Origin of the sequence: Janthinobacterium sp. UMAB-60 (genome assembly GCF_900095235.1) — a bacterium.
GTDB lineage: Bacteria > Pseudomonadota > Gammaproteobacteria > Burkholderiales > Burkholderiaceae_D > Janthinobacterium.
Genome location: NZ_LT607503.1, coordinates 19696 through 37242 on the forward strand (window position 1 = coordinate 19696; position 17547 = coordinate 37242).

The 17547-nt window shown below is 60.9% G+C and carries 18 protein-coding genes; 7 read left to right on the forward strand and 11 right to left on the reverse strand.

The window, feature by feature from the left end; translation table 11 throughout:
• Positions 1–38 precede the first annotated feature (38 nt).
• Positions 39–584: a peptidylprolyl isomerase gene (locus K0F86_RS25055; protein WP_219136843.1), complete on the reverse strand. Its 546-nt coding sequence runs from the start codon at positions 582–584 to the stop codon at positions 39–41.
• Positions 585–677: 93 nt separating this feature from the next.
• On the opposite strand from K0F86_RS25055, the gene K0F86_RS25060 reads away from it, so the two are divergent.
• Positions 678–1799 carry a cupin domain-containing protein gene (locus K0F86_RS25060; RefSeq protein WP_219136844.1) on the forward strand — a complete coding sequence of 374 codons (1122 nt, stop codon included), beginning with the start codon at positions 678–680 and terminating at the stop codon, positions 1797–1799.
• Positions 1800–2153: 354 nt separating this feature from the next.
• Positions 2154–2411 (forward strand): hypothetical protein, encoded by a 258-nt coding sequence (locus K0F86_RS25065; protein WP_219136845.1) that lies wholly within the window; start codon positions 2154–2156, stop codon positions 2409–2411.
• A 170-nt stretch (positions 2412–2581) separates the two neighbouring features.
• On the opposite strand, the gene bamC is transcribed toward K0F86_RS25065, so the two are convergent.
• The 8 genes from bamC to K0F86_RS25105 form a co-directional block, all read right to left on the reverse strand.
• Complete coding sequence (gene bamC / locus K0F86_RS25070; RefSeq protein ID WP_219136846.1) at positions 2582–3775, reverse strand: outer membrane protein assembly factor BamC; 1194 nt, start codon at positions 3773–3775, stop codon at positions 2582–2584.
• Between the two features lie 80 nt (positions 3776–3855).
• Positions 3856–4734 (reverse strand): 4-hydroxy-tetrahydrodipicolinate synthase, encoded by an 879-nt coding sequence (gene dapA / locus K0F86_RS25075; RefSeq protein ID WP_219136847.1) that lies wholly within the window; start codon positions 4732–4734, stop codon positions 3856–3858.
• A gap of 84 nt (positions 4735–4818) precedes the next feature.
• Entirely contained in the window at positions 4819–5391 is a 573-nt protein-coding gene (locus tag K0F86_RS25080; protein WP_219136848.1) for a bifunctional 2-polyprenyl-6-hydroxyphenol methylase/3-demethylubiquinol 3-O-methyltransferase UbiG, read from the reverse strand.
• A gap of 43 nt (positions 5392–5434) precedes the next feature.
• Positions 5435–6112, reverse strand: a complete 678-nt coding sequence (locus tag K0F86_RS25085) for a site-2 protease family protein (protein ID WP_219136849.1) — start codon at positions 6110–6112, stop codon at positions 5435–5437.
• 94 nt (positions 6113–6206) lie between these two features.
• Positions 6207–6830: an L-threonylcarbamoyladenylate synthase gene (locus K0F86_RS25090; RefSeq protein ID WP_219136850.1), complete on the reverse strand. Its 624-nt coding sequence runs from the start codon at positions 6828–6830 to the stop codon at positions 6207–6209.
• Between the two features lie 36 nt (positions 6831–6866).
• Positions 6867–7751 (reverse strand): protease HtpX, encoded by an 885-nt coding sequence (gene htpX, locus K0F86_RS25095; RefSeq protein WP_219136851.1) that lies wholly within the window; start codon positions 7749–7751, stop codon positions 6867–6869.
• Between the two features lie 102 nt (positions 7752–7853).
• The gene (locus K0F86_RS25100; RefSeq protein ID WP_219136852.1) at positions 7854–8687 is read right to left on the reverse strand and encodes a 3',5'-nucleoside bisphosphate phosphatase; all 834 of its coding nucleotides are present in this window, start codon (positions 8685–8687) and stop codon (positions 7854–7856) included.
• Positions 8688–8789: 102 nt separating this feature from the next.
• Positions 8790–9668 (reverse strand): alpha/beta fold hydrolase, encoded by an 879-nt coding sequence (locus K0F86_RS25105; protein ID WP_219136853.1) that lies wholly within the window; start codon positions 9666–9668, stop codon positions 8790–8792.
• 229 nt (positions 9669–9897) lie between these two features.
• On the opposite strand from K0F86_RS25105, the gene K0F86_RS25110 reads away from it, so the two are divergent.
• From K0F86_RS25110 to K0F86_RS25130, 5 genes are all read left to right on the forward strand, one after another.
• Positions 9898–10422 (forward strand): gamma carbonic anhydrase family protein, encoded by a 525-nt coding sequence (locus K0F86_RS25110; RefSeq protein WP_219136854.1) that lies wholly within the window; start codon positions 9898–9900, stop codon positions 10420–10422.
• 4 nt (positions 10423–10426) lie between these two features.
• Complete coding sequence (gene hslO / locus K0F86_RS25115; protein ID WP_219136855.1) at positions 10427–11407, forward strand: Hsp33 family molecular chaperone HslO; 981 nt, start codon at positions 10427–10429, stop codon at positions 11405–11407.
• Between the two features lie 154 nt (positions 11408–11561).
• Positions 11562–13973: a TonB-dependent receptor gene (locus tag K0F86_RS25120; protein ID WP_219136856.1), complete on the forward strand. Its 2412-nt coding sequence runs from the start codon at positions 11562–11564 to the stop codon at positions 13971–13973.
• 23 nt (positions 13974–13996) lie between these two features.
• On the forward strand, positions 13997–15115 hold the full coding sequence (locus K0F86_RS25125; protein ID WP_374197325.1) for a glycerophosphodiester phosphodiesterase: 1119 nt from the start codon (positions 13997–13999) through the stop codon (positions 15113–15115).
• Positions 15116–15267: 152 nt separating this feature from the next.
• Positions 15268–15549: a hypothetical protein gene (locus K0F86_RS25130; RefSeq protein WP_219136858.1), complete on the forward strand. Its 282-nt coding sequence runs from the start codon at positions 15268–15270 to the stop codon at positions 15547–15549.
• A gap of 204 nt (positions 15550–15753) precedes the next feature.
• On the opposite strand, the gene ftsB is transcribed toward K0F86_RS25130, so the two are convergent.
• The gene (gene ftsB / locus K0F86_RS25135; protein ID WP_219136859.1) at positions 15754–16077 is read right to left on the reverse strand and encodes a cell division protein FtsB; all 324 of its coding nucleotides are present in this window, start codon (positions 16075–16077) and stop codon (positions 15754–15756) included.
• A gap of 61 nt (positions 16078–16138) precedes the next feature.
• Complete coding sequence (eno, locus tag K0F86_RS25140) at positions 16139–17422, reverse strand: phosphopyruvate hydratase (RefSeq protein WP_102123247.1); 1284 nt, start codon at positions 17420–17422, stop codon at positions 16139–16141.
• Positions 17423–17547 lie beyond the last annotated feature (125 nt).

The window sequence follows — 17547 nt, forward strand, 5'->3', positions numbered from 1 at the left end:
GAACAGGCCGGCATCTAGCCGGCCTGAAACAAGCGGTATTAATGAATTGGATGCGTGCGGAAGTGATCGCCCTCGTCGCCTTCATCATCTTCATCGCCATGGTCATGGCCGTGTGCGCCATGCACGTGGCCATGGGCGATTTCTTCGTCGGTGGCTTCGCGTACGTCAGCGACGGTCAGCGAGAAGCGCAGCGCGATGCCGGCCAGTGGATGGTTGCCGTCCAGTACGACTTTGTCGTCGGCGATATCGGTCACCGTGAAGATCATCGCTTCTTCGTCCGGCGAATCGCTTTCCGGCATGCCTTCGAACTGCATGCCCACTTCCAGCGGCTCAGGCAGGCGATTGCGCGGCTCGACCTTCACCAGGGCTGGATCGTACTCACCGAAAGCATCATCCGGTTCGATCTGGATCGTGTTGGCATAGCCAACTTCCTTGCCATCGAGTTCTTCTTCGATCTTCGGCAGGGTGTTTTCATAATCACCGTGCAGGTAGACCATCGGCTGACGGCCGTCTTCGATCAGATTGTCTTGCGCGTCCGACAGTTTGTAGTTGACAGTCACGACCGTATTTTTGGCAATCTTCATTATGCTTCCTTTCATTGTATAAGCTGGCAAATTATACCTTCACGCCGCCAACGGCAGGCGCATTCCTGCATTTCCGGTTGTTATAATGGGCGCATGAAAAAATTAACTCTCCTCGGCGATATCACGCCGGCGCAATTCCTGCGCGACTACTGGCATAAAAAGCCCTTGTTGATCCGTCAAGCCGTGCCCGGCTTCAAGGCCCTGTTCGATATCAAGGCCCTGGCCGAGCTGGCTACCCTCGACCACGTCGAATCGCGCCTGGTCAGCCATGCGGATGGCCACTGGAACATGCAGCAAGGTCCGTTGACCAGCCTGCCCTCGCTGAAACAGAAGGAATGGACCCTGCTGGTGCAGGGCGCCAACCTGCACAGCGCCAAGGCCGACGCCCTGCTGCGCCAGTTCCGTTTCCTGCCGGACGCGCGCCTGGACGACCTGATGGTCAGCTTCGCCACCGATGGCGGCGGCGTGGGTCCGCATTTCGATTCCTACGACGTGTTCCTGCTGCAAGGCCAGGGCAAGCGCCACTGGCGCATCGGCGCGCAGAAGGACCTGAGCCTGATCGACGGCTTGCCGCTGAAAATCCTCAGCAACTTCACGCCCGACGAAGAATTCACGCTGGAACCGGGCGACATGCTGTACCTGCCGCCCCACTACGCGCACGACGGCGTGGCCATCGGCGACTGCCAGACGTATTCGATCGGCTTCCGCTCGCCCACGTTCCAGGAACTGGGCGAAGCTTTCCTGCAATTCATGGCCGACTCGATCGACTTGCCGGGCATCTACAGCGACCCCGACTTGAAAGCGTCGGGCAAGCCGGCGGAAATCCCCCGTGAAATGCTCAGCACCATCACGGAAGAAATCAACAAGGTACGCTTCACGGAAGAAGACGTGACCATCTTCCTGGGCGAACACCTGTCGGAACCGAAGCACAATGTGTTTTTCACGCCGCTGTCGAAGCCGCTGACGGTGGGCCGTTTCGCGGACGCCGCACAGAAAAAAGGCGTCGTGTTGTCGCGCAAGACGCTGATGCTGTATCGTGGCAAGAATGTCTTTATCAATGGCGAATCGTTTGCCATTGGCAAGGCCGATAAAACGGCCCTGGAAACCCTGGCCAACGAACGCGCGCTCGACGGCGCCGCCGTGGCCCAGGCTTCCGATGACGTGATGGATGCCTTATATACCTGGTATCAGGATGGCTGGATCGAACTGGCTTGAATGACGGCGGTGTAGCAAAAGTGGTATTACAGTAGGTAAAATAGCAGCTTCTGCGCCAGCGCAATGAAACATATTATTTTTATATCGTTTTGTCGTGCTTTCGCAAAACACTTACACTTGCTTGCAATTTGCTTCGGCAAATATTGCGATATCACAAAATAGTTGCGAATTTGCCTCTTGCTCCTATTGCGACGCACCAAAAATCGCTATAATATTCGGTTAGGAAGTTTCCGTTGTCTGGCAGGCACCACCTGGTACGAAAAGCCTTCGAAGACGACCTAACGAGCGATAATTACCGGTAATTATTCATCGCAACAATATTGATTTATTTTTTGAAATAATTAAGGAAAACAAATGAAAAAATCCCTGCTGATCGCCTCCCTGATGGTTGTTGCTCTGGCTGCTTGCAGCAAAAAAGAAGAAGCTCCTGCACCAGCAGCAGTAGTTGTTGAAACCCCAGCTGCTGCACCAGCAGTTGAAGCTGCTCCAGCTGCTGCCGCTGACGCTGCTGCTTCGGCCGCTACCGACGCTGCTGCTGCTGCTTCGGCTGCCGCTTCGGCCGCTTCCGACGCTGCTTCGGCTGCTTCGGCTGCTGCATCGGCTGCTAAGTAATTTAGCACCCTGCACTAGAGAAAGCCGGCCCTCGGGCCGGCTTTTTTGCGTCCGGCGTTTTATCCGCAGGATATAACGCCGGACGCCGGCAATTAAAAAGGCTGGCCCGGTTTCCCGGGCCAGCCTTTTTAATGCGCGGCAGGTGCTGATGCCTGCCGCGAATGTGGCGTTTATTTCAACTGATCGTTCAGCAGACCCAGGATCTTCTCGGCCACTGGCGAGACAGCGGGCTGGCCTTCATTGCTGAGGACGCTGACCAGGCTGGTCGAGCCATTGCCGGCCTTGACCAGGACGCGGTAACGCTGCGCTTCCTTGTCCTTGTCGGACGACGAGCCCCAGCTGAACAGTTTCGAGAAGAAACCATCTTTCTTGACTACATCCGGATCGACGTAACGCACGAAATACGTGCCTTGCGTGCGGTCGCGGTCTTCCACGGTGAAGCCAACGCGGTCCAGCGCCAGGCCGACACGGCGCCAGGCGCGGTCGAAGCCTTCATCGACTTCGATGGCGCGCGCCGGCGTGGCGGCGTCGCCGACCAGCTTGGCGTGCAGCGGCTGCACGATGGCGGCGTCGACGGCCGTCTTCGCCTGCGCATCGTCGCTGGCCGCGCCCAGGCGCGTCATCAGCTTGGCCAGGAATTGCGCTTCCAGGCCCGGATCGTTGGGACGCGCGGTCCAGGTGGTGGTTTCCTTGTCGCGGCCAGTGACGACCTCTTCCACGCCACGGTGGCTGATGTAGATCTCGGTCGAACCGTCGGCCAGGCGCTCCACGCGGGTGCGGAACTTGTCTTTTTCACCGGTCGAGTACAGCGAGTCGAAGGCCTTGCCGATGGTGTTACGGATAAAGTCTTGCGGCACCTTGGCGCGGTTTTCGTTCCACTCGGTTTCCATGATGCCAGCCGTCGGCTGGTCGATGGCGACGGTAAAGCCGGAATCTTCCCAGAACTGCTTGAGTTGCGGCCACAGCACCTCAGGCGACTGCTTGACGACCAGCCAGCGCTGGTTGCCCGCGCGCTCGACCTTCACGCCACCGGCCGTGACAGGCACGACGCCCACCACGCCGTCGGCGCCCACGACGACAGGCGCACCTGCCGTGGCGTTGCGCTGCGCGTTGTAGCCGGAAGCCGTGGCCACGCCGTTTTTCGCATCCGGCAGCGAGTAGCGGTTGTCCTGCTGCAATTGCGTCAGGTCAGGCGGCACGTCCAGGGTGCCGGCTTTCTTGACCGACTTGTAGTCGACCTTGTCGCCGCCGACTACCGAACTGATCATGCCGCAGCCCGCGAGGCTGGCTGCGACGGCGCCGATGACGATGCCGCGGACGGCGATGGTGGCAGGCGCCGGTTTGGTTTTCTTGCAATTAGTCATGTCGTAACTGGATAAGAAGCTAAGTAGCAGCTGGAATCAGGGAAGGTCCGGACTGGTCAAGCCCGGGCTTGAAGTTCGGCTTAAGACAGGATGCCAGCGTCGCGCAAGGCCTCGCGCACGGTGGCATGGCAATTTTCAGCCAGGGGCACCAGCGGCAAGCGTATGCCAGCTGGCATCATGCCCATTTCGGCCAGCGCCCATTTGACGGGCACCGGGTTGGGCTCGACAAACAATTTCTGGTGCAGGGGGAAAACTTTGTTATTGATGGCGATCGCCGTGGCGCGCTCGCCCGCCATGGCTGCGACGCACAGTTCGTGCATGGCGCGCGGCGCCACGTTGGCCGTCACGGAGATGTTGCCGTGGCCGCCGCAGAACATCAGCGCCATGGCCGTCGGATCATCGCCCGAGTACACGGCGAAGTCGGCTGGCACCAGGCGCAGCAGGTCGATACCGCGGCCGATGTTGCCGGTTGCATCTTTCACACCAACAATATTCGGGATGGCGGACAGGCGCACGATGGTTTCGTTGCTCATGTCGGCAACGGTGCGGCCAGGCACGTTGTACAGGATGACGGGAATGTCGACGGCTTCGGCGATGGCCTTGAAGTGCTGGTACATGCCTTCCTGGGTAGGACGGTTGTAGTACGGCACCACTTGCAAGACAGCATCGGCGCCCGCTTCTTTCGCATAGCGCGTCAGTTTGATGGCCTCGGCCGTGGAGTTGCCTCCGGCACCGGCGATGATGGGAATGCGTCCCTTGGCATGTTCGACGGTCAACTTGATCAGTTCGCAGTGTTCTTCCACGCTGACTGTTGCCGATTCGCCCGTCGTGCCAACGATGACGATGCTGTCCGTACCCTCGGCGATATGCCAGTCGATCAGCTTGCGCAGACCTGGAAAGTCCAGACTGCCGTCAGCGTGCATCGGGGTGACGATTGCTACAATGCTGCCCTTGATCATAGTAAGTTTATAGCGCCGATAAATAAAACAACGATTGTAGCGGATAGCCCGCGCCTGTGGTGCATTCTGACATAGTATGGCCGCTCAAAACGTCGGCAGCAAGGCTGCCAACCGTGGAAAATCCGGCCTGACGGCACAAATTCGTTGCACCAGAGCAGCTTTTGGCTGTTCCACGCGCCCATCCTCGTACGCTACCACACGCAAACCGTGCTGCACCGCCCAGGTCAGCATTTCGCCTTCCTTCAGCAGGAATTTCGGATTCGACGGCTTGCCGAACTGCTCGTTACCCTCGGCAAACGTTTCATACAGCAGCACGCCATCGGGCGCCAGGCTGGCCACCATCGCTTCGAGCAAAGGCCGGTGCAGATAATTGGTGACGACGATGCCGGCAAAGCGGCCGGGGGCGAAGGGCCATACGGCGCCCGGCGCTTCCAGGTCCACCAGCGAGGTGGTGATGCCCGTGCCGGCCGCCTTTTCCAGCATTTCCGGATCGTGGTCGAGCGCGATCACGGGGTGGCCCAGGCTGACCAGGTGGCGCGCATGGCGGCCGGTGCCACAGGCCAGGTCCAGCACTTCGCCGCCCGGAATCAGGGGCGCCCAGCGGCGCAGCCAGCCCGAAATCGCTTCAGTTTCTATTGTTGGTTCAGTTGCTTGCATCGGTACTTCCATCAGTTAATTGCGTGCATCAGCTTGCGCGGCATCAAGTCAAGATGGCCGTCAGGGGCGTGACCAGGGTGACAAAAATGCCAATGACAAATTCGATCGCCGCCAGCAAGGCGCGGTTCAAGATGCCCGTGTACATCAGCAGCACCAGGGCGCCGAAGACATACAGGCTGTAGCGCTCAATGCTGGCGTAAGGACGCGCCAGGCTCATCGGCAGCAAGCCCGTCATGATGCGCCCGCCATCGAGCGGTGGCACGGGGATCAGGTTAAAGACAAACATGGCCGCATTCACGCTGACGCCGGCGCCCGCCATCTTGCGGAAAAACATGCCCATTTCCGTCGGCGGCAGGACGCTGAGGACGACAAAGGCGATCATCCAGCCGAAGCCCATGACGAAATTGGCGCCAGGACCGGCAAACGCCACCCACGCCATCTGCTTCTTCGGATTGCGCAGGCGGCTGAAATCGACGGGCACCGGCTTGGCATAGCCAAACGGTACCTGGATCGTGAAATACAGTATCAAGGGCAGCAATATCGTGCCGAAAGGATCGATATGCCGGATGGGATTGAGGCTCAGCCTGCCCTCGTTCGAGGCCGTGGGGTCGCCGAAATAGCGGGCGGCATAGCCGTGCGCCGCCTCGTGCAGGGAAATGGCAAACAGCACCGGCACCAGGTACACCGCAACGGTCTGGACTATCGTATTGAAATCGCTCATGACCGCGATTCTACCAGAGCCGATCCAGGCCCTTTCTTACGTTGTCATTAAGAACAGATGAAGAGCGGCGCCAGAACGGGTGCGCGATGCCCCTCTACAAGCCCAGCACGGCCGGGTCGCCGCGTCCCACGCGCACCACTTCCGGCTCCGGTCCCGTCAGGTCGATCACGGTACTGGGGCCATGCGCGCAGACGCCGCCATCGATGATCAGGTCGACCAGCTTTTCCAGCCGTTCGCGGATCGTGTCGGCATCCGTCAGGCTGTCTTCATCGCCAGGCAGGGTCAGGGTCGCACCCAGCAGGGGCTGGCCCAGTTCTTCCAGCAGGCTTTGCACGATGCGGTGCTGCGGCACGCGCAGGCCGATGGTCTTGCGCGAAGGATGGCTGAGGCGGCGCGGCACTTCCTTGGTCGCCTCCAGGATGAAGGTGTAGGCGCCCGGCGTGCCCGCCTTGAGCAGGCGGAACTGGCGGTTGTCGACGCGGGCATACAAGCCCAGTTCGCTCAAGTCGCGGCACAGCAAGGTCAGATGATGCTTTTCATCCACGCCACGGATGCGGCGCAGGCGCTCGACGGCGCCCTTGTCGTCGAGCTGGCACACCAGCGCGTAGCAGGAATCGGTGGGCAAGGCCACCACGCCGCCGGACTGGATGATCTGCGCCGCCTGTTTGATCAGGCGCAATTGCGGATTCTCGGGGTGAATCTGGAAAAATTGACTCATGGTCTACGTATTCTTAGTTATTGGCATTAATTATCATTATTGCACGCCACGCAGGGCGGCGATGCGTTGCTCGATCGGTGGATGGGTGGCGAACAGCGCGCCCCAGCCGCCATTGCCGCCGCTGATGCCCAGCGCCTGCATCGATTGGGGCAGTTCGCCCGGCGGCACGCCGCCCAGGCGGGCCAGTGCATGCATCATCGGCGTCGGGCTGCCCAGCAGCTTGGCGGAACCGGCATCGGCACGGAATTCGCGCTGGCGCGAGAACCAGGCGACGATGATGGAAGCGAGCAAGCCGAAGATGACTTCGCACACCATCACGGTCACAAAGTAACCGATGCCGCGTCCGCCGCCTTCGCGATTGTTATTTTTCAACAGCACATTGTCGACAAAGAAACCCACGACGCGGGCCATGAAGACGACAAAGGTATTCACCACGCCCTGGATCAGGGTCAAGGTCACCATGTCGCCGTTGGCGACGTGGGCGATTTCATGGCCCAGCACGGCTTCGACTTCATCGCGGTTCATGCTCTGCAGCAAGCCGGTGGAGACGGCCACCAGCGCCGAATTCTTGAACGCGCCCGTGGCAAACGCATTCGCGTCGCCTTCGTACACGGCCACTTCCGGCATGCCGATGCCGGCCCGCTCGGACAGGGCGCGCACGGTATTGACCAGCCACAATTCCGTCGACGAGGTGGGGTTGTCGATGACGCGCGCGCCCGTGCTCCACTTGGCCATCGGTTTGCTGATCAACAGCGAAAAGATCGACCCTGTAAAACCCACCACCAGCGAAAACATCAGCAGGCTGCCCAGGTTCAGGGTGCTGCCCCGCGCCGGATTGCCCACGCCCAACAAGCTGAGGACGAGCGACAGCACCAGCATCACGGCCAGGTTGGTTGCAATAAAAAGGACGATACGTTTCATGGGCGATGGCTCCAGATGATTATATATGACAAGAATAACTAAAAGATAAGAACGAAGGGGCGTATTTTCAAGCCCGCGCCGCAGGCGCAGGCCGGCCGCGCCCTAGAACCAGTCGTGCCAGATGGGCGTGACGTTGGCAGGCAAAGGCGGCAGCATGGCAAAATCCACGCGCGATTCGCCCGGCGCATGGAAATCCGTGCCGCGCGAGGCGAGGAAGCCGTAGGCGTTGGCCAGCTGCGCGTATTCGGGATATTGGTCCGGACTGTGGCTGCCCGTGACGACTTCGATGGCCACGCCGCCGAGTTGCTTGAATTCATCGAACAGCACGCCTTGCGCCATGTCGCTGAAGCGGTAGCGGCCCGGATGGGCGATGACGGCCACGCCGCCCGCGCCACGTATCCAGCCCACGGCCTCGGCCAGGGTGGCCCAGCGGTGCTCGACATAGCCCGGCTTGCCTTCCGACAGGTATTTCTTGAACACGTCAGGGATGTTCGCGCATTTCCCCGTTTCCACGATGTAGCGGGCAAAGTGCGTGCGCGACATCAGGTCCGGGTTGCCGACAAATTTCAAGGCCCCTTCATAGGCGTCGGGGATGCCGGCCAGGTCCAGCTGGCGGGCGATTTCGCGGCCGCGCGCGTCGCGCCCCGAACGTGTCTGGTGCAAGCCCTGCACCAGACCCGGATTGTTTTCATCGACTTGCAAGCCCACGATGTGCACGGTCTGGCCGGCCCAGGTGATGGAAATTTCCACGCCGGCCACGAAGCGCATGCCCAGATCCAGCGCGGCCGCGCGCGCGGCGGCGACGCCGGACACTTCATCGTGGTCTGTCAGCGCCCACACGTCGACGCCAGCCTTGCGCGCGTGCGCGGCCACGGCGGCGGGTGACAACACGCCGTCGGAGATATTCGAATGACAATGCAGGTCGACTTTAAGCATGTGAAAACAATACCCTGCACGGGCTCAGCATGGAAGAAGTTTTCATTGTACGCTGCTTGCCCGATAAGGAAGTCGCGTTAGCGACACAGTTGCGCCAGCACATTACTGCGCCAGGAAGGTTTCCACCAGGCGCGCCAACTCCGCCGGCTGGTCATGGTGCAGCATGTGGCCCGCGTCCGCCATCATCTCGCAGCGCACATCCTTGATGCAGGCCAAACGCCGGTCGATTTCAATGCGCGCCTCTTCCTTCGGCCCCATCCATTGCCACATATTCGTGTCATCGGCTTCCACCCACAGCACGGGCGCCGTGATGCGACGCCAGCACGCCATCACTTCGTCCACCTGGTACAGGATGGGATTGACCCGCTTGTGCCGCGGGTCGCCCAGGATGTCCCATTCGCCCGCCTCGTTCTGCGCCGACCAGTGCTCGGCCAGGAAGGCCGCGCGGTCGTCGGGCAGGCGCGGATTGGTCTTTTGCAGGCGCTCGGCCACGGCCTGTTGGCTCGGATAGCTGCGCATGACGGGCGGCTCGCGCAATTCGGCCAGCCACTTGGCGTAGCGGCCCGGCGCCTGCTCGGGCTTCGTCGCCATCATGCCGAAGCCTTCCAGGTTGATGAAGCGGCTGATGCGCTCGGGCCGCACGCCCGCGTACAGGCCGGCCACGTTGGCGCCCATGCTGTGGCCGAGCAGCTTGACGGGCGCGTCCGGCGAATAATGCAGCAGCATGGCGTCCAGGTCGGCCAGGTAGTCGGGGAACCAGTAGGTGTCCGACTGCGTGTAGTCGCTCAGGCCAAAGCCGCGCCAGTCGGGCGCGATCACATGCCAGTCGCCTTGCAATTCGTCGACGACGAACTGGAACGAGGCGGCCACGTCCATCCAGCCGTGCACCATGAACAGGATGGGCGCGCCTTCGCGGCCCCAGTGGCGCACATGCGTGCGGGCACCGCGGATGTTGATGAATTCGGAACGGGAAAGTTTCATGGGTTTCATCTGATTGCCTGCCTTGAAAGTAGCGCGGATGGCGCCACATGCTGTGTCTGTAAATAGTGCGAGTATAAAAGTACGACCGTTCGATTATTATACCGGATTGGCGGTCGGCGCCAGGACTTGCCCTGCAACAGCGTAAAATAGCGTACACAGTAGGTAAGCAAATCAGTAAAACTTCCGCGTCCGGCCAGCCCGGCGCTTCCACCACCGCCACAGGCTAACGATGACACTCTACCAATTGGGCGCCGATGCGCCACAGATTGACGCTTCCGCTTTTGTTGCCGACACGGCCAACGTGATCGGCAAGGTGACGCTGGAAGCGAATACCTCCGTATGGTTCGGCGCGACGCTTCGCGGCGACAATGAACGCATCACCGTGGGCGCCAACAGCAATGTGCAGGAAGGCGCCGTACTGCACACGGACCCCGGCTACCCGCTGGACATCGGCCAGAACGTGACCATCGGCCACCAGGCGATGCTGCATGGGTGCACGATTGGCGATGGCGCCCTGATCGGCATCCAGGCCGTGATCCTGAACGGCGCGAAGATCGGCAAAGGGTGCCTGGTCGGCGCGGGCGCACTGGTCACGGAAGGCAAGGAATTTCCCGACAATATGCTGATCATCGGCTCGCCGGCGAAAGCCGTGCGGACCCTGACGGCAGACGATATCACCAGGCTACAAGGCAACGCCGTGAACTATGTGCAACGCGGCCAGCTATTTAATACGCAACTCAAGAAGATTGGATAAGAGAATGACGACTGAAACCACAGGCGCGGTCAGCGCAGCTGTTAGCGGCCAGGATACCCTGCAAAAATTTATTTTCGACAACGCCGCCGTGCGCGGCCAGTTCATCGACGTTTCCCACACCTGGCAGGAAGTGGTATCGCGCCACGCCTATCCGGCGGCCGTGAAAAAAGTGCTGGGCGAAATGGTGGCCGCCGCCGCCCTGCTGTCGGCCAACCTGAAATTCAACGGCTCCATCATCATGCAAATCCACGGTGACGGTCCCGTGCGCCTGATGGTCGTCGAATGCGATTCCGACCTGCGCCTGCGCGCCACGGCCAAGCTGGACCCGGACGCCACCATCCCCGACGTCGCCAGCGTGCCGCAATTGCTCAACGCCACGGGCAAGGGCCGCTTCATCATCACCCTGGACCCGGCCGACAAGGTGCCGGGCCAGCAACCGTACCAGGGCATCGTGCCGCTGGACGGCGACGACATGGCCACCGTGATCGAAAACTACATGTTGCGTTCGGAACAGCTCGACACGCGCCTGTGGCTGGCCACGGACGACAGCGTCTCGCGCGGCCTGCTGCTGCAAAAGCTGCCCCACCATGGCGGCAAGGCCGAAGCGACGCCTGTCTCGGAAGAAATTGCACTGGATACATGGCACCGCGCCGTGATGCTGGCGTCGACCCTGAAAGAGGAAGAAATCCTCGCCACCGACATCGAGACCCTGATGCAGCGCTTGTTCTGGGAAGAAACCATCCGCGTCTTCGACCCGCTGCACCCAAGCTTCCATTGCAGCTGCACGCGCGAAAAAGTGGGCAATATGCTCAAGATGCTGGGCGAGGAAGAAGTCAACGGCACCCTCGACGAAGTGGGGAAAGTAGGCGTGAACTGCGATTTCTGCGGCCAGCACTACGAGTTCGACAAGGTCGATTGCGCGCAGCTGTTCATCACGGATGCGCCAGCCGAAGTCTTGATTCCGCCAGCCGCGAGCATCAACTAAGCATTACAGTTTCGCAATGAATCTGCCGCGCCGCCCTTGAGGCGGCGCCATTGTTTCCACTGTCATCGTTCCGTCATCAGTTCGTCATCAGCCCGTCACGCGCCGCCGTTACGCTGCGCAGCTTGTATTACTTCCCACTTTCCACAGGCTGATGATGACCACCCACTTGACGCTGGCCCTGCGCCGCCATTCCTTTCACGTTTTGCTGGGCGCCTGCGCCGCTGGCTTGAGTTTGCCTGCCCTGGCGCAAACGGCCGTGGCCGCCGCCGTGGCGTCCGCCACTACCGACATGGGAGCCTCTGCTGCCCCGGCTGCCGACGACAACGCACCGATAGCCACCGTGGAGATTTCCTCACGCAAGACGCGTTCTTCGGTCGCCCTGAGCAAGAATGAAATCCAGAAGATCCTGCCCGGCACGAATCCCCTGAAAGCCTTGCAAACCTTGCCTGGCGTCAGCTTCCAGACGGCCGATCCATGGGGCAACAACGAACAAAACCTGTCGCTGTTCGTGCATGGCTTTTCCGGCCAGCAACTCGGCTACACCATGGATGGCGTGCCGCTGGGTGACCAGCAGTACGGCAACTACAACGGTCTGTCGCCGCAGCGCGCCGTGATCAGCGAAAACGTGCGCAGCGTCGTGCTGTCCTCGGGCGCGGGCGACCTGGCGACGGCCTCGACCAGCAACCTGGGCGGCACCATCGAAACCTATTCCAGCGACCCGCTGGCCACGCAAGGCGCCAGCGTGCAGCAAACGGTGGGCAGCCACCGCACCTCGCGCACGTTTGCCCGCTATGACACGGGCGCCTTCGGCGACGGCAGCAGCGCTTATTTTTCCATCCTGCACCACGAAGCGCGCGCCTGGGACTTCGATGCGCGCCAGGGCGGCGACCAGTTCAACGCCAAGTACGTCAACCGCAGCGAAGCGGGCAAGCTGACCCTGTTCTTCAATTACTCGGACAAGATCGAGCCGAACGAAGACAGCACCGTGCACGTGAAGGGCGAGACGAGCGCACCGTACACGCGCCCCTTCCTGTATCCCGACTTCAAGGCGGCCCTGAATTACCTGTCGCCGACGGGCGCGACGCCGGCCGCCGACGGCAACAATTACCGCAATTACTACAGCGACGCACAGCGCACCGATTACCTGGCGTATGCCAAGTTCGACGCCAACTTGTCCGATGGCATGACGTGGTCGAACCAGGTGTACTACCACAAGGATGACGGCGCGGGCGTGGTGGCCGGCCCCATCGGCGTGGCCGGCTTGCCGGGCCTGTTCAGCGTGTACTACCCGAAACAGAACCTGAAACAGGTGTTCGGCAACTCGGGCTACGCCGTGCGCACGACGGAATACGACATCAAGCGCGGCGGCTTCCTTTCCACCTTGCGCAAGGAAATCGGCAATCACCAGCTGGAAGCGGGCCTGTGGCTGGAACACAACCGCTCGTCCGCCTACCGCCGCTGGTATGCGCTGGACGTCAACAACCCGACCTCGCCGTATGACCGCCCCAGCAATCCTCTGATCACGCAGTACGGCAGCGAGATCGACAACAAGGTGGTGCAGCTGCATTTACAGGATGAATGGCGCATCCGTCCCGATATCGCGCTGCAGGCGGGCTTCAAGTCCAGCCTGCAGTTTGCCGACGGCCAATTCCCCGTGCAGCCAGCCAATGGCGCCATTGCCGGCGGCTCGACGGCCTTGCCGGTCGGCACCATCAACACGAAAAAATGGTTCCTGCCGCAAGTGGGCGCGCGCTGGGACTTCACGCCGCAAGACCAGCTGTACTTCAATATTCAGAAAAACATGCGCCAGTTCGTCACCTATGGCGGCGGCGGCGCCTCGCCATGGAGCTTGTCGAGCCAGGCCGCGTTCGACCTGTTCAAGCGCGATGCCAAGCCGGAAACGGCCCTCACCTATGAAGTGGGCGTGCGCGGCAGCCACCCATTGAACCTGGGCGCCATCACGGCCATCGATGGCCAGGTCAATGTGTACCACGTCGATTTCAGCAACCGTTTGCTGCAGATCAGCCCCACGCCCGTGATTTCCTCCATCATCGGCGGCAACCCCGTGCTGGCCAACGTGGGCAGCGTGCGCACGGACGGCATCGACATCGCCGGTACCGTGCACTTTGGCAACAATTTCTCGTTCTACAATGCCCTGTCGTACAACCGCTCACAGTACGCGGACAACTACAACAATGGCGCCGCGCTGGTGCTGACGGCCGGCAAGAACGTGCCCGGTTCGCCGGAATGGCTGAACAAGTTCGTGGCCTCGGCTACGTTTGGCGATATCGAAGTGCAACTGACGGGGGACTATGTGGGCAAGCGCTACGCGACGTACACCAACGATTTATCGGTCCCCAGCTATTTCCTGATGGGCCTGGGCGTGTCGGGCAAGCTGCCGGCCATGGCCAGCTGGCTGAAAAACCCGCGCTGGCGCGTCAACGTCAGCAACCTGGCCAACCGCGAAGGCTCGCTGAACGTGGTGGTGGGCGCGGCCGACAAGACGTACAACACCTTCCCCATCGCCCCGCGCCAGGGCTTTTTGACCTTGACGGCGGACTTCTGATGCGCGCGCCGCATCTCGCCCCTGTGCTGCCCCAGCGTCACTTTTCGCGCCGCAGCTTCGTCCAGGCAGCGGCCGGCGGCCTGGCCCTGGCCGCCGCACCGGGCTTTGCCGCCGGCTTGCTGGAGACAAAACCGGCGCGTCCGCTGGTATTCGCCCACCGGGGCGCCAGCGCCCTGCGCCCCGAGCACACGCTGGCGTCGTACGCCAAGGCCATCCTCGACGGCGCCGATTACGTCGAGCCGGACCTGGTCGCCACGCGCGACGGCATCCTCGTGGCGCGCCACGAAAGCAACCTGATCGACACCACCGACGTGGCGCGCCGGCCTGAATTTGCCAGCCGGCGCGGCAAGAAGATGGTCGACGGCGAATGGCATGACGGCTGGTTCGTCGACGACTTTACGCTGGCGGAACTGAAAACCCTGCGTGCCATCGAACGGCTGCCGAAAGTACGCACCGGCAACACCTTGTACGATGGCCAATTCCAGATCCCCACGTGGGAAGAAATCATCGATTTTGTTGCAGCGCAATCTGCCGCCAGCGGCCGCGTCATCGGCCTCGTGCCGGAGCTGAAAAGTTCCACCTATTTCCGCGATGCGGGCCTGGCGCTGGAAGACCGTTTCCTGTCGACCATGCTGGCACACGAATACACGCGCCGCGCGCCGATCGAAATCCAGTCCTTCGAAGTGGCCAATTTGAAGTACCTGCGCGAGAAGCTGGGACGGCGCGCCAACGTGCGCCTGATGCAGCTGGTGGTGGGCGGCGAGGTGCGCCCCATGGATGTCGTCAAGGCCGGTGGAAAGTTAACATTTGGACAAATGACCACACCGGCCGGCTTGCGCGACATCGCCGCCTACGCGGACGTGGTGGCGCCGCCCACGCGAGGCGTCATCCCGTTGGGCGCCGACCAGCGCCTGGCTGCGCCCACGACCATCGTCGACGATGCGCACCAGGCGGGCTTGCTGCTGCACACGTGGACCTTCCGCCCGGAAAACCGTTTCCTGGCGGCCGACTTCCGCGATGGCAATGGTGAGAATGCGCGCAACGAAGCGGGATCCGTGGCGGAAATGCGGCGCTATATCGAAACGGGACTGGACGGCTTTTTCAGCGACGATCCGGGCCTGGGACGCATCGCCGCAGGATAAACATTTCGTAACAATTTTAATTTCAGGGCGTGGCTGGCAGCTACGCCCTTATTATTCGTTTCTTGAATTTCTGAAATTGGAATTTGAAATTGGACGCATATCGCAAACTCCATTATTGTGCAATGCAACAACAGACCATTCATGGAGGGCATATGTCCACTTTTACCAACACCTACAGCAACGACAACGACAACTACTTCAGCAACCTGGGCCGCGCCACGCGCGCCTTCCTGGGCGCCCTGCTCGCTTCCAAGCCGTACAGCGAACTGGCACAGAAGGAAGTCATCACCACGAACGCCAGCAGCGCCGAAGAACAGCGCTATGTGCGCCCAAGCAAGCGCGACATCGCCCTGCTGAACTCGGAAGCGGCCCGTTACGAGCACCTGATGCCGAATCTGGCCTCCGAATTGCGTTTCCTGGCCTCGCGCGGCTAACTCAATACACGAAAGGATTTTTATATGATGATTCTCGAAACCGCACTGATCGCCGTAGCCGTCGTCGTTACCGGCATCCATTTTTACCTGATCTCGACCGGCAAAGCCCGTTTCTAATCAGCAAGCAGCAAGGTAGTAGCAGTTATAAAGTGATATGTCAGCCTGGCAATCGGTCCAGGCTGGCAAGCGGGAAGTCGTACTATCTTAATGTGGCGCAGCAGCGTCCACCGGTGTTTCCAGCAGTGGCGGGGTCTGGCCCTTGCGCACGATCTGCACGAAAATCTCATTCTGTTTGACCATGCCCAGCTCATAGCGGGCACGCTCCTCGACGGCACCCGTACCATCTTTCAGGTCGCGCACTTCGGATTCGAGCTTGGCGTTTCTCGCCTTCAATTCCATATTCTTCTTGTTGGCCTGCGCCACTTGGGCTTCCATGTCGGCAACACGCAGCCAGCCGCCTTTACCCAGCCAGAGGGGAAATTGGATCAGCAGCAGCAGGGCTGCCAGGGCGAGCGTAATCAGGCGCATGGGACATTCAGTTAACAAACCGGCCGGATATCTCCGGCCGGCCAGTGGGTTTTACATCAGCTTACTTCAGATTATAGAACGCATCGCGGCCAGGGTAGCTGGCGATGTCGCCCAGGTCTTCCTCGATACGCAGCAGCTGGTTGTACTTGGCCATGCGGTCCGAACGCGACATCGAGCCGGTCTTGATCTGCAGGGCGTTGGTGGCAACGGCGATATCGGCGATGGTCGAGTCTTCCGTTTCGCCCGAGCGGTGCGAAATGACGGCCGTATAGCCGGCGCGCTTGGCCATTTCGATGGCGGCGAAGGTTTCCGTCAGGGTGCCGATCTGGTTGATCTTGATCAGGATCGAGTTGGCGATGCCCTTCTGGATGCCTTCTTTCAGGATCTTGGTGTTGGTGACATACAGGTCGTCGCCGACCAGTTGCACCTTCTTGCCCAGTTCCGCCGTCAGGATTGCCCAGCCGTCCCAGTCGCCTTCATGCATCGCGTCTTCGATCGAGATGATCGGGTACTTGTCGCACCAGGTCGCCAGCAGGTTGGTGAACTCGGTGGCCGTCAGGCTCAGGCCTTCGCCTTCCATTTCGTACTTGCCGTTCTTGTAGAACTCGGACGCGGCGCAATCGAGACCGATGGCGATCTGCGTGCCTGGCTCGTAGCCCGCTTCTTCGATGGCCTGGATGATCAGCTTGATCGCTTCTTCGTGGTTGGCCAAGGATGGCGCGAAACCGCCTTCGTCGCCCACGTTGGTGTTCAGGCCCTTCTTGTGCAGGATCTTTTTCAGCGTGTGGAATACTTCCGCGCCGTAGCGGACGGCTTCCTTGAACGACGGGGCGCCCACGGGAATGATCATGAATTCCTGGATATCCAGGTTGTTGTCGGCGTGCGCGCCGCCGTTGATGACGTTCATCATCGGCACTGGCATCTGCATGGCGCCCGAACCGCCGAAATAGCGGTACAGCGGCAAGCCCGCTTCTTCGGCGGCAGCCTTGGCCACGGCCATGGAGACGGCCAGGATGGCGTTGGCGCCCAGGCGCGATTTGTTTTCCGTGCCGTCCAGGTCGATCAAGGTACGGTCCAGGAAAGCCTGTTCATTGGCGTCCAGGCCCATGATGGCTTCGGAGATTTCGGTATTGATGTTTTCGCATGCTTGCAGCACGCCCTTGCCGAAGTAGCGCTTGGCGTCGCCATCGCGCAATTCCACGGCTTCGCGCGAACCGGTCGAGGCACCCGACGGCACGGCCGCACGGCCCATCACGCCCGATTCCAGCAACACATCGCATTCGACGGTCGGATTGCCGCGCGAGTCCAGGATTTCGCGACCGATAATATCAACAATAGCACTCATGTCATTCTCCAAAGTTAAGCGTAACAGGGGCTGCACACTGCGTTCTGATGCGCAATTGCACAAAGGGGGCAAAGAAACTCCCGGCGGGAACCATCTGGCCGGGAGCTGTCTTACGGGTAATACTG

Bases quoted from the DNA above. Each gene is read 5' to 3' on its own strand.
- K0F86_RS25105 (WP_219136853.1), bottom strand. From the start codon at position 9,668: ATGAAACTTTCCCGTTCCGAATTCATCAACATCCGCGGTGCCCGCACG.
- K0F86_RS25110 (WP_219136854.1), top strand. From the start codon at position 9,898: ATGACACTCTACCAATTGGGCGCCGATGCGCCACAGATTGACGCTTCC.
- eno (WP_102123247.1), bottom strand. From the start codon at position 17,422: ATGAGTGCTATTGTTGATATTATCGGTCGCGAAATCCTGGACTCGCGC.
- K0F86_RS25060 (WP_219136844.1), top strand. From the start codon at position 678: ATGAAAAAATTAACTCTCCTCGGCGATATCACGCCGGCGCAATTCCTG.
- K0F86_RS25055 (WP_219136843.1), bottom strand. From the start codon at position 584: ATGAAGATTGCCAAAAATACGGTCGTGACTGTCAACTACAAACTGTCG.
- hslO (WP_219136855.1), top strand. From the start codon at position 10,427: ATGACGACTGAAACCACAGGCGCGGTCAGCGCAGCTGTTAGCGGCCAG.
- K0F86_RS25080 (WP_219136848.1), bottom strand. From the start codon at position 5,391: ATGCAAGCAACTGAACCAACAATAGAAACTGAAGCGATTTCGGGCTGG.
- htpX (WP_219136851.1), bottom strand. From the start codon at position 7,751: ATGAAACGTATCGTCCTTTTTATTGCAACCAACCTGGCCGTGATGCTG.
- K0F86_RS25090 (WP_219136850.1), bottom strand. From the start codon at position 6,830: ATGAGTCAATTTTTCCAGATTCACCCCGAGAATCCGCAATTGCGCCTG.
- K0F86_RS25130 (WP_219136858.1), top strand. From the start codon at position 15,268: ATGTCCACTTTTACCAACACCTACAGCAACGACAACGACAACTACTTC.
- ftsB (WP_219136859.1), bottom strand. From the start codon at position 16,077: ATGCGCCTGATTACGCTCGCCCTGGCAGCCCTGCTGCTGCTGATCCAA.
- K0F86_RS25085 (WP_219136849.1), bottom strand. From the start codon at position 6,112: ATGAGCGATTTCAATACGATAGTCCAGACCGTTGCGGTGTACCTGGTG.
- bamC (WP_219136846.1), bottom strand. From the start codon at position 3,775: ATGACTAATTGCAAGAAAACCAAACCGGCGCCTGCCACCATCGCCGTC.
- K0F86_RS25065 (WP_219136845.1), top strand. From the start codon at position 2,154: ATGAAAAAATCCCTGCTGATCGCCTCCCTGATGGTTGTTGCTCTGGCT.
- dapA (WP_219136847.1), bottom strand. From the start codon at position 4,734: ATGATCAAGGGCAGCATTGTAGCAATCGTCACCCCGATGCACGCTGAC.
- K0F86_RS25100 (WP_219136852.1), bottom strand. From the start codon at position 8,687: ATGCTTAAAGTCGACCTGCATTGTCATTCGAATATCTCCGACGGCGTG.
- K0F86_RS25120 (WP_219136856.1), top strand. From the start codon at position 11,562: ATGACCACCCACTTGACGCTGGCCCTGCGCCGCCATTCCTTTCACGTT.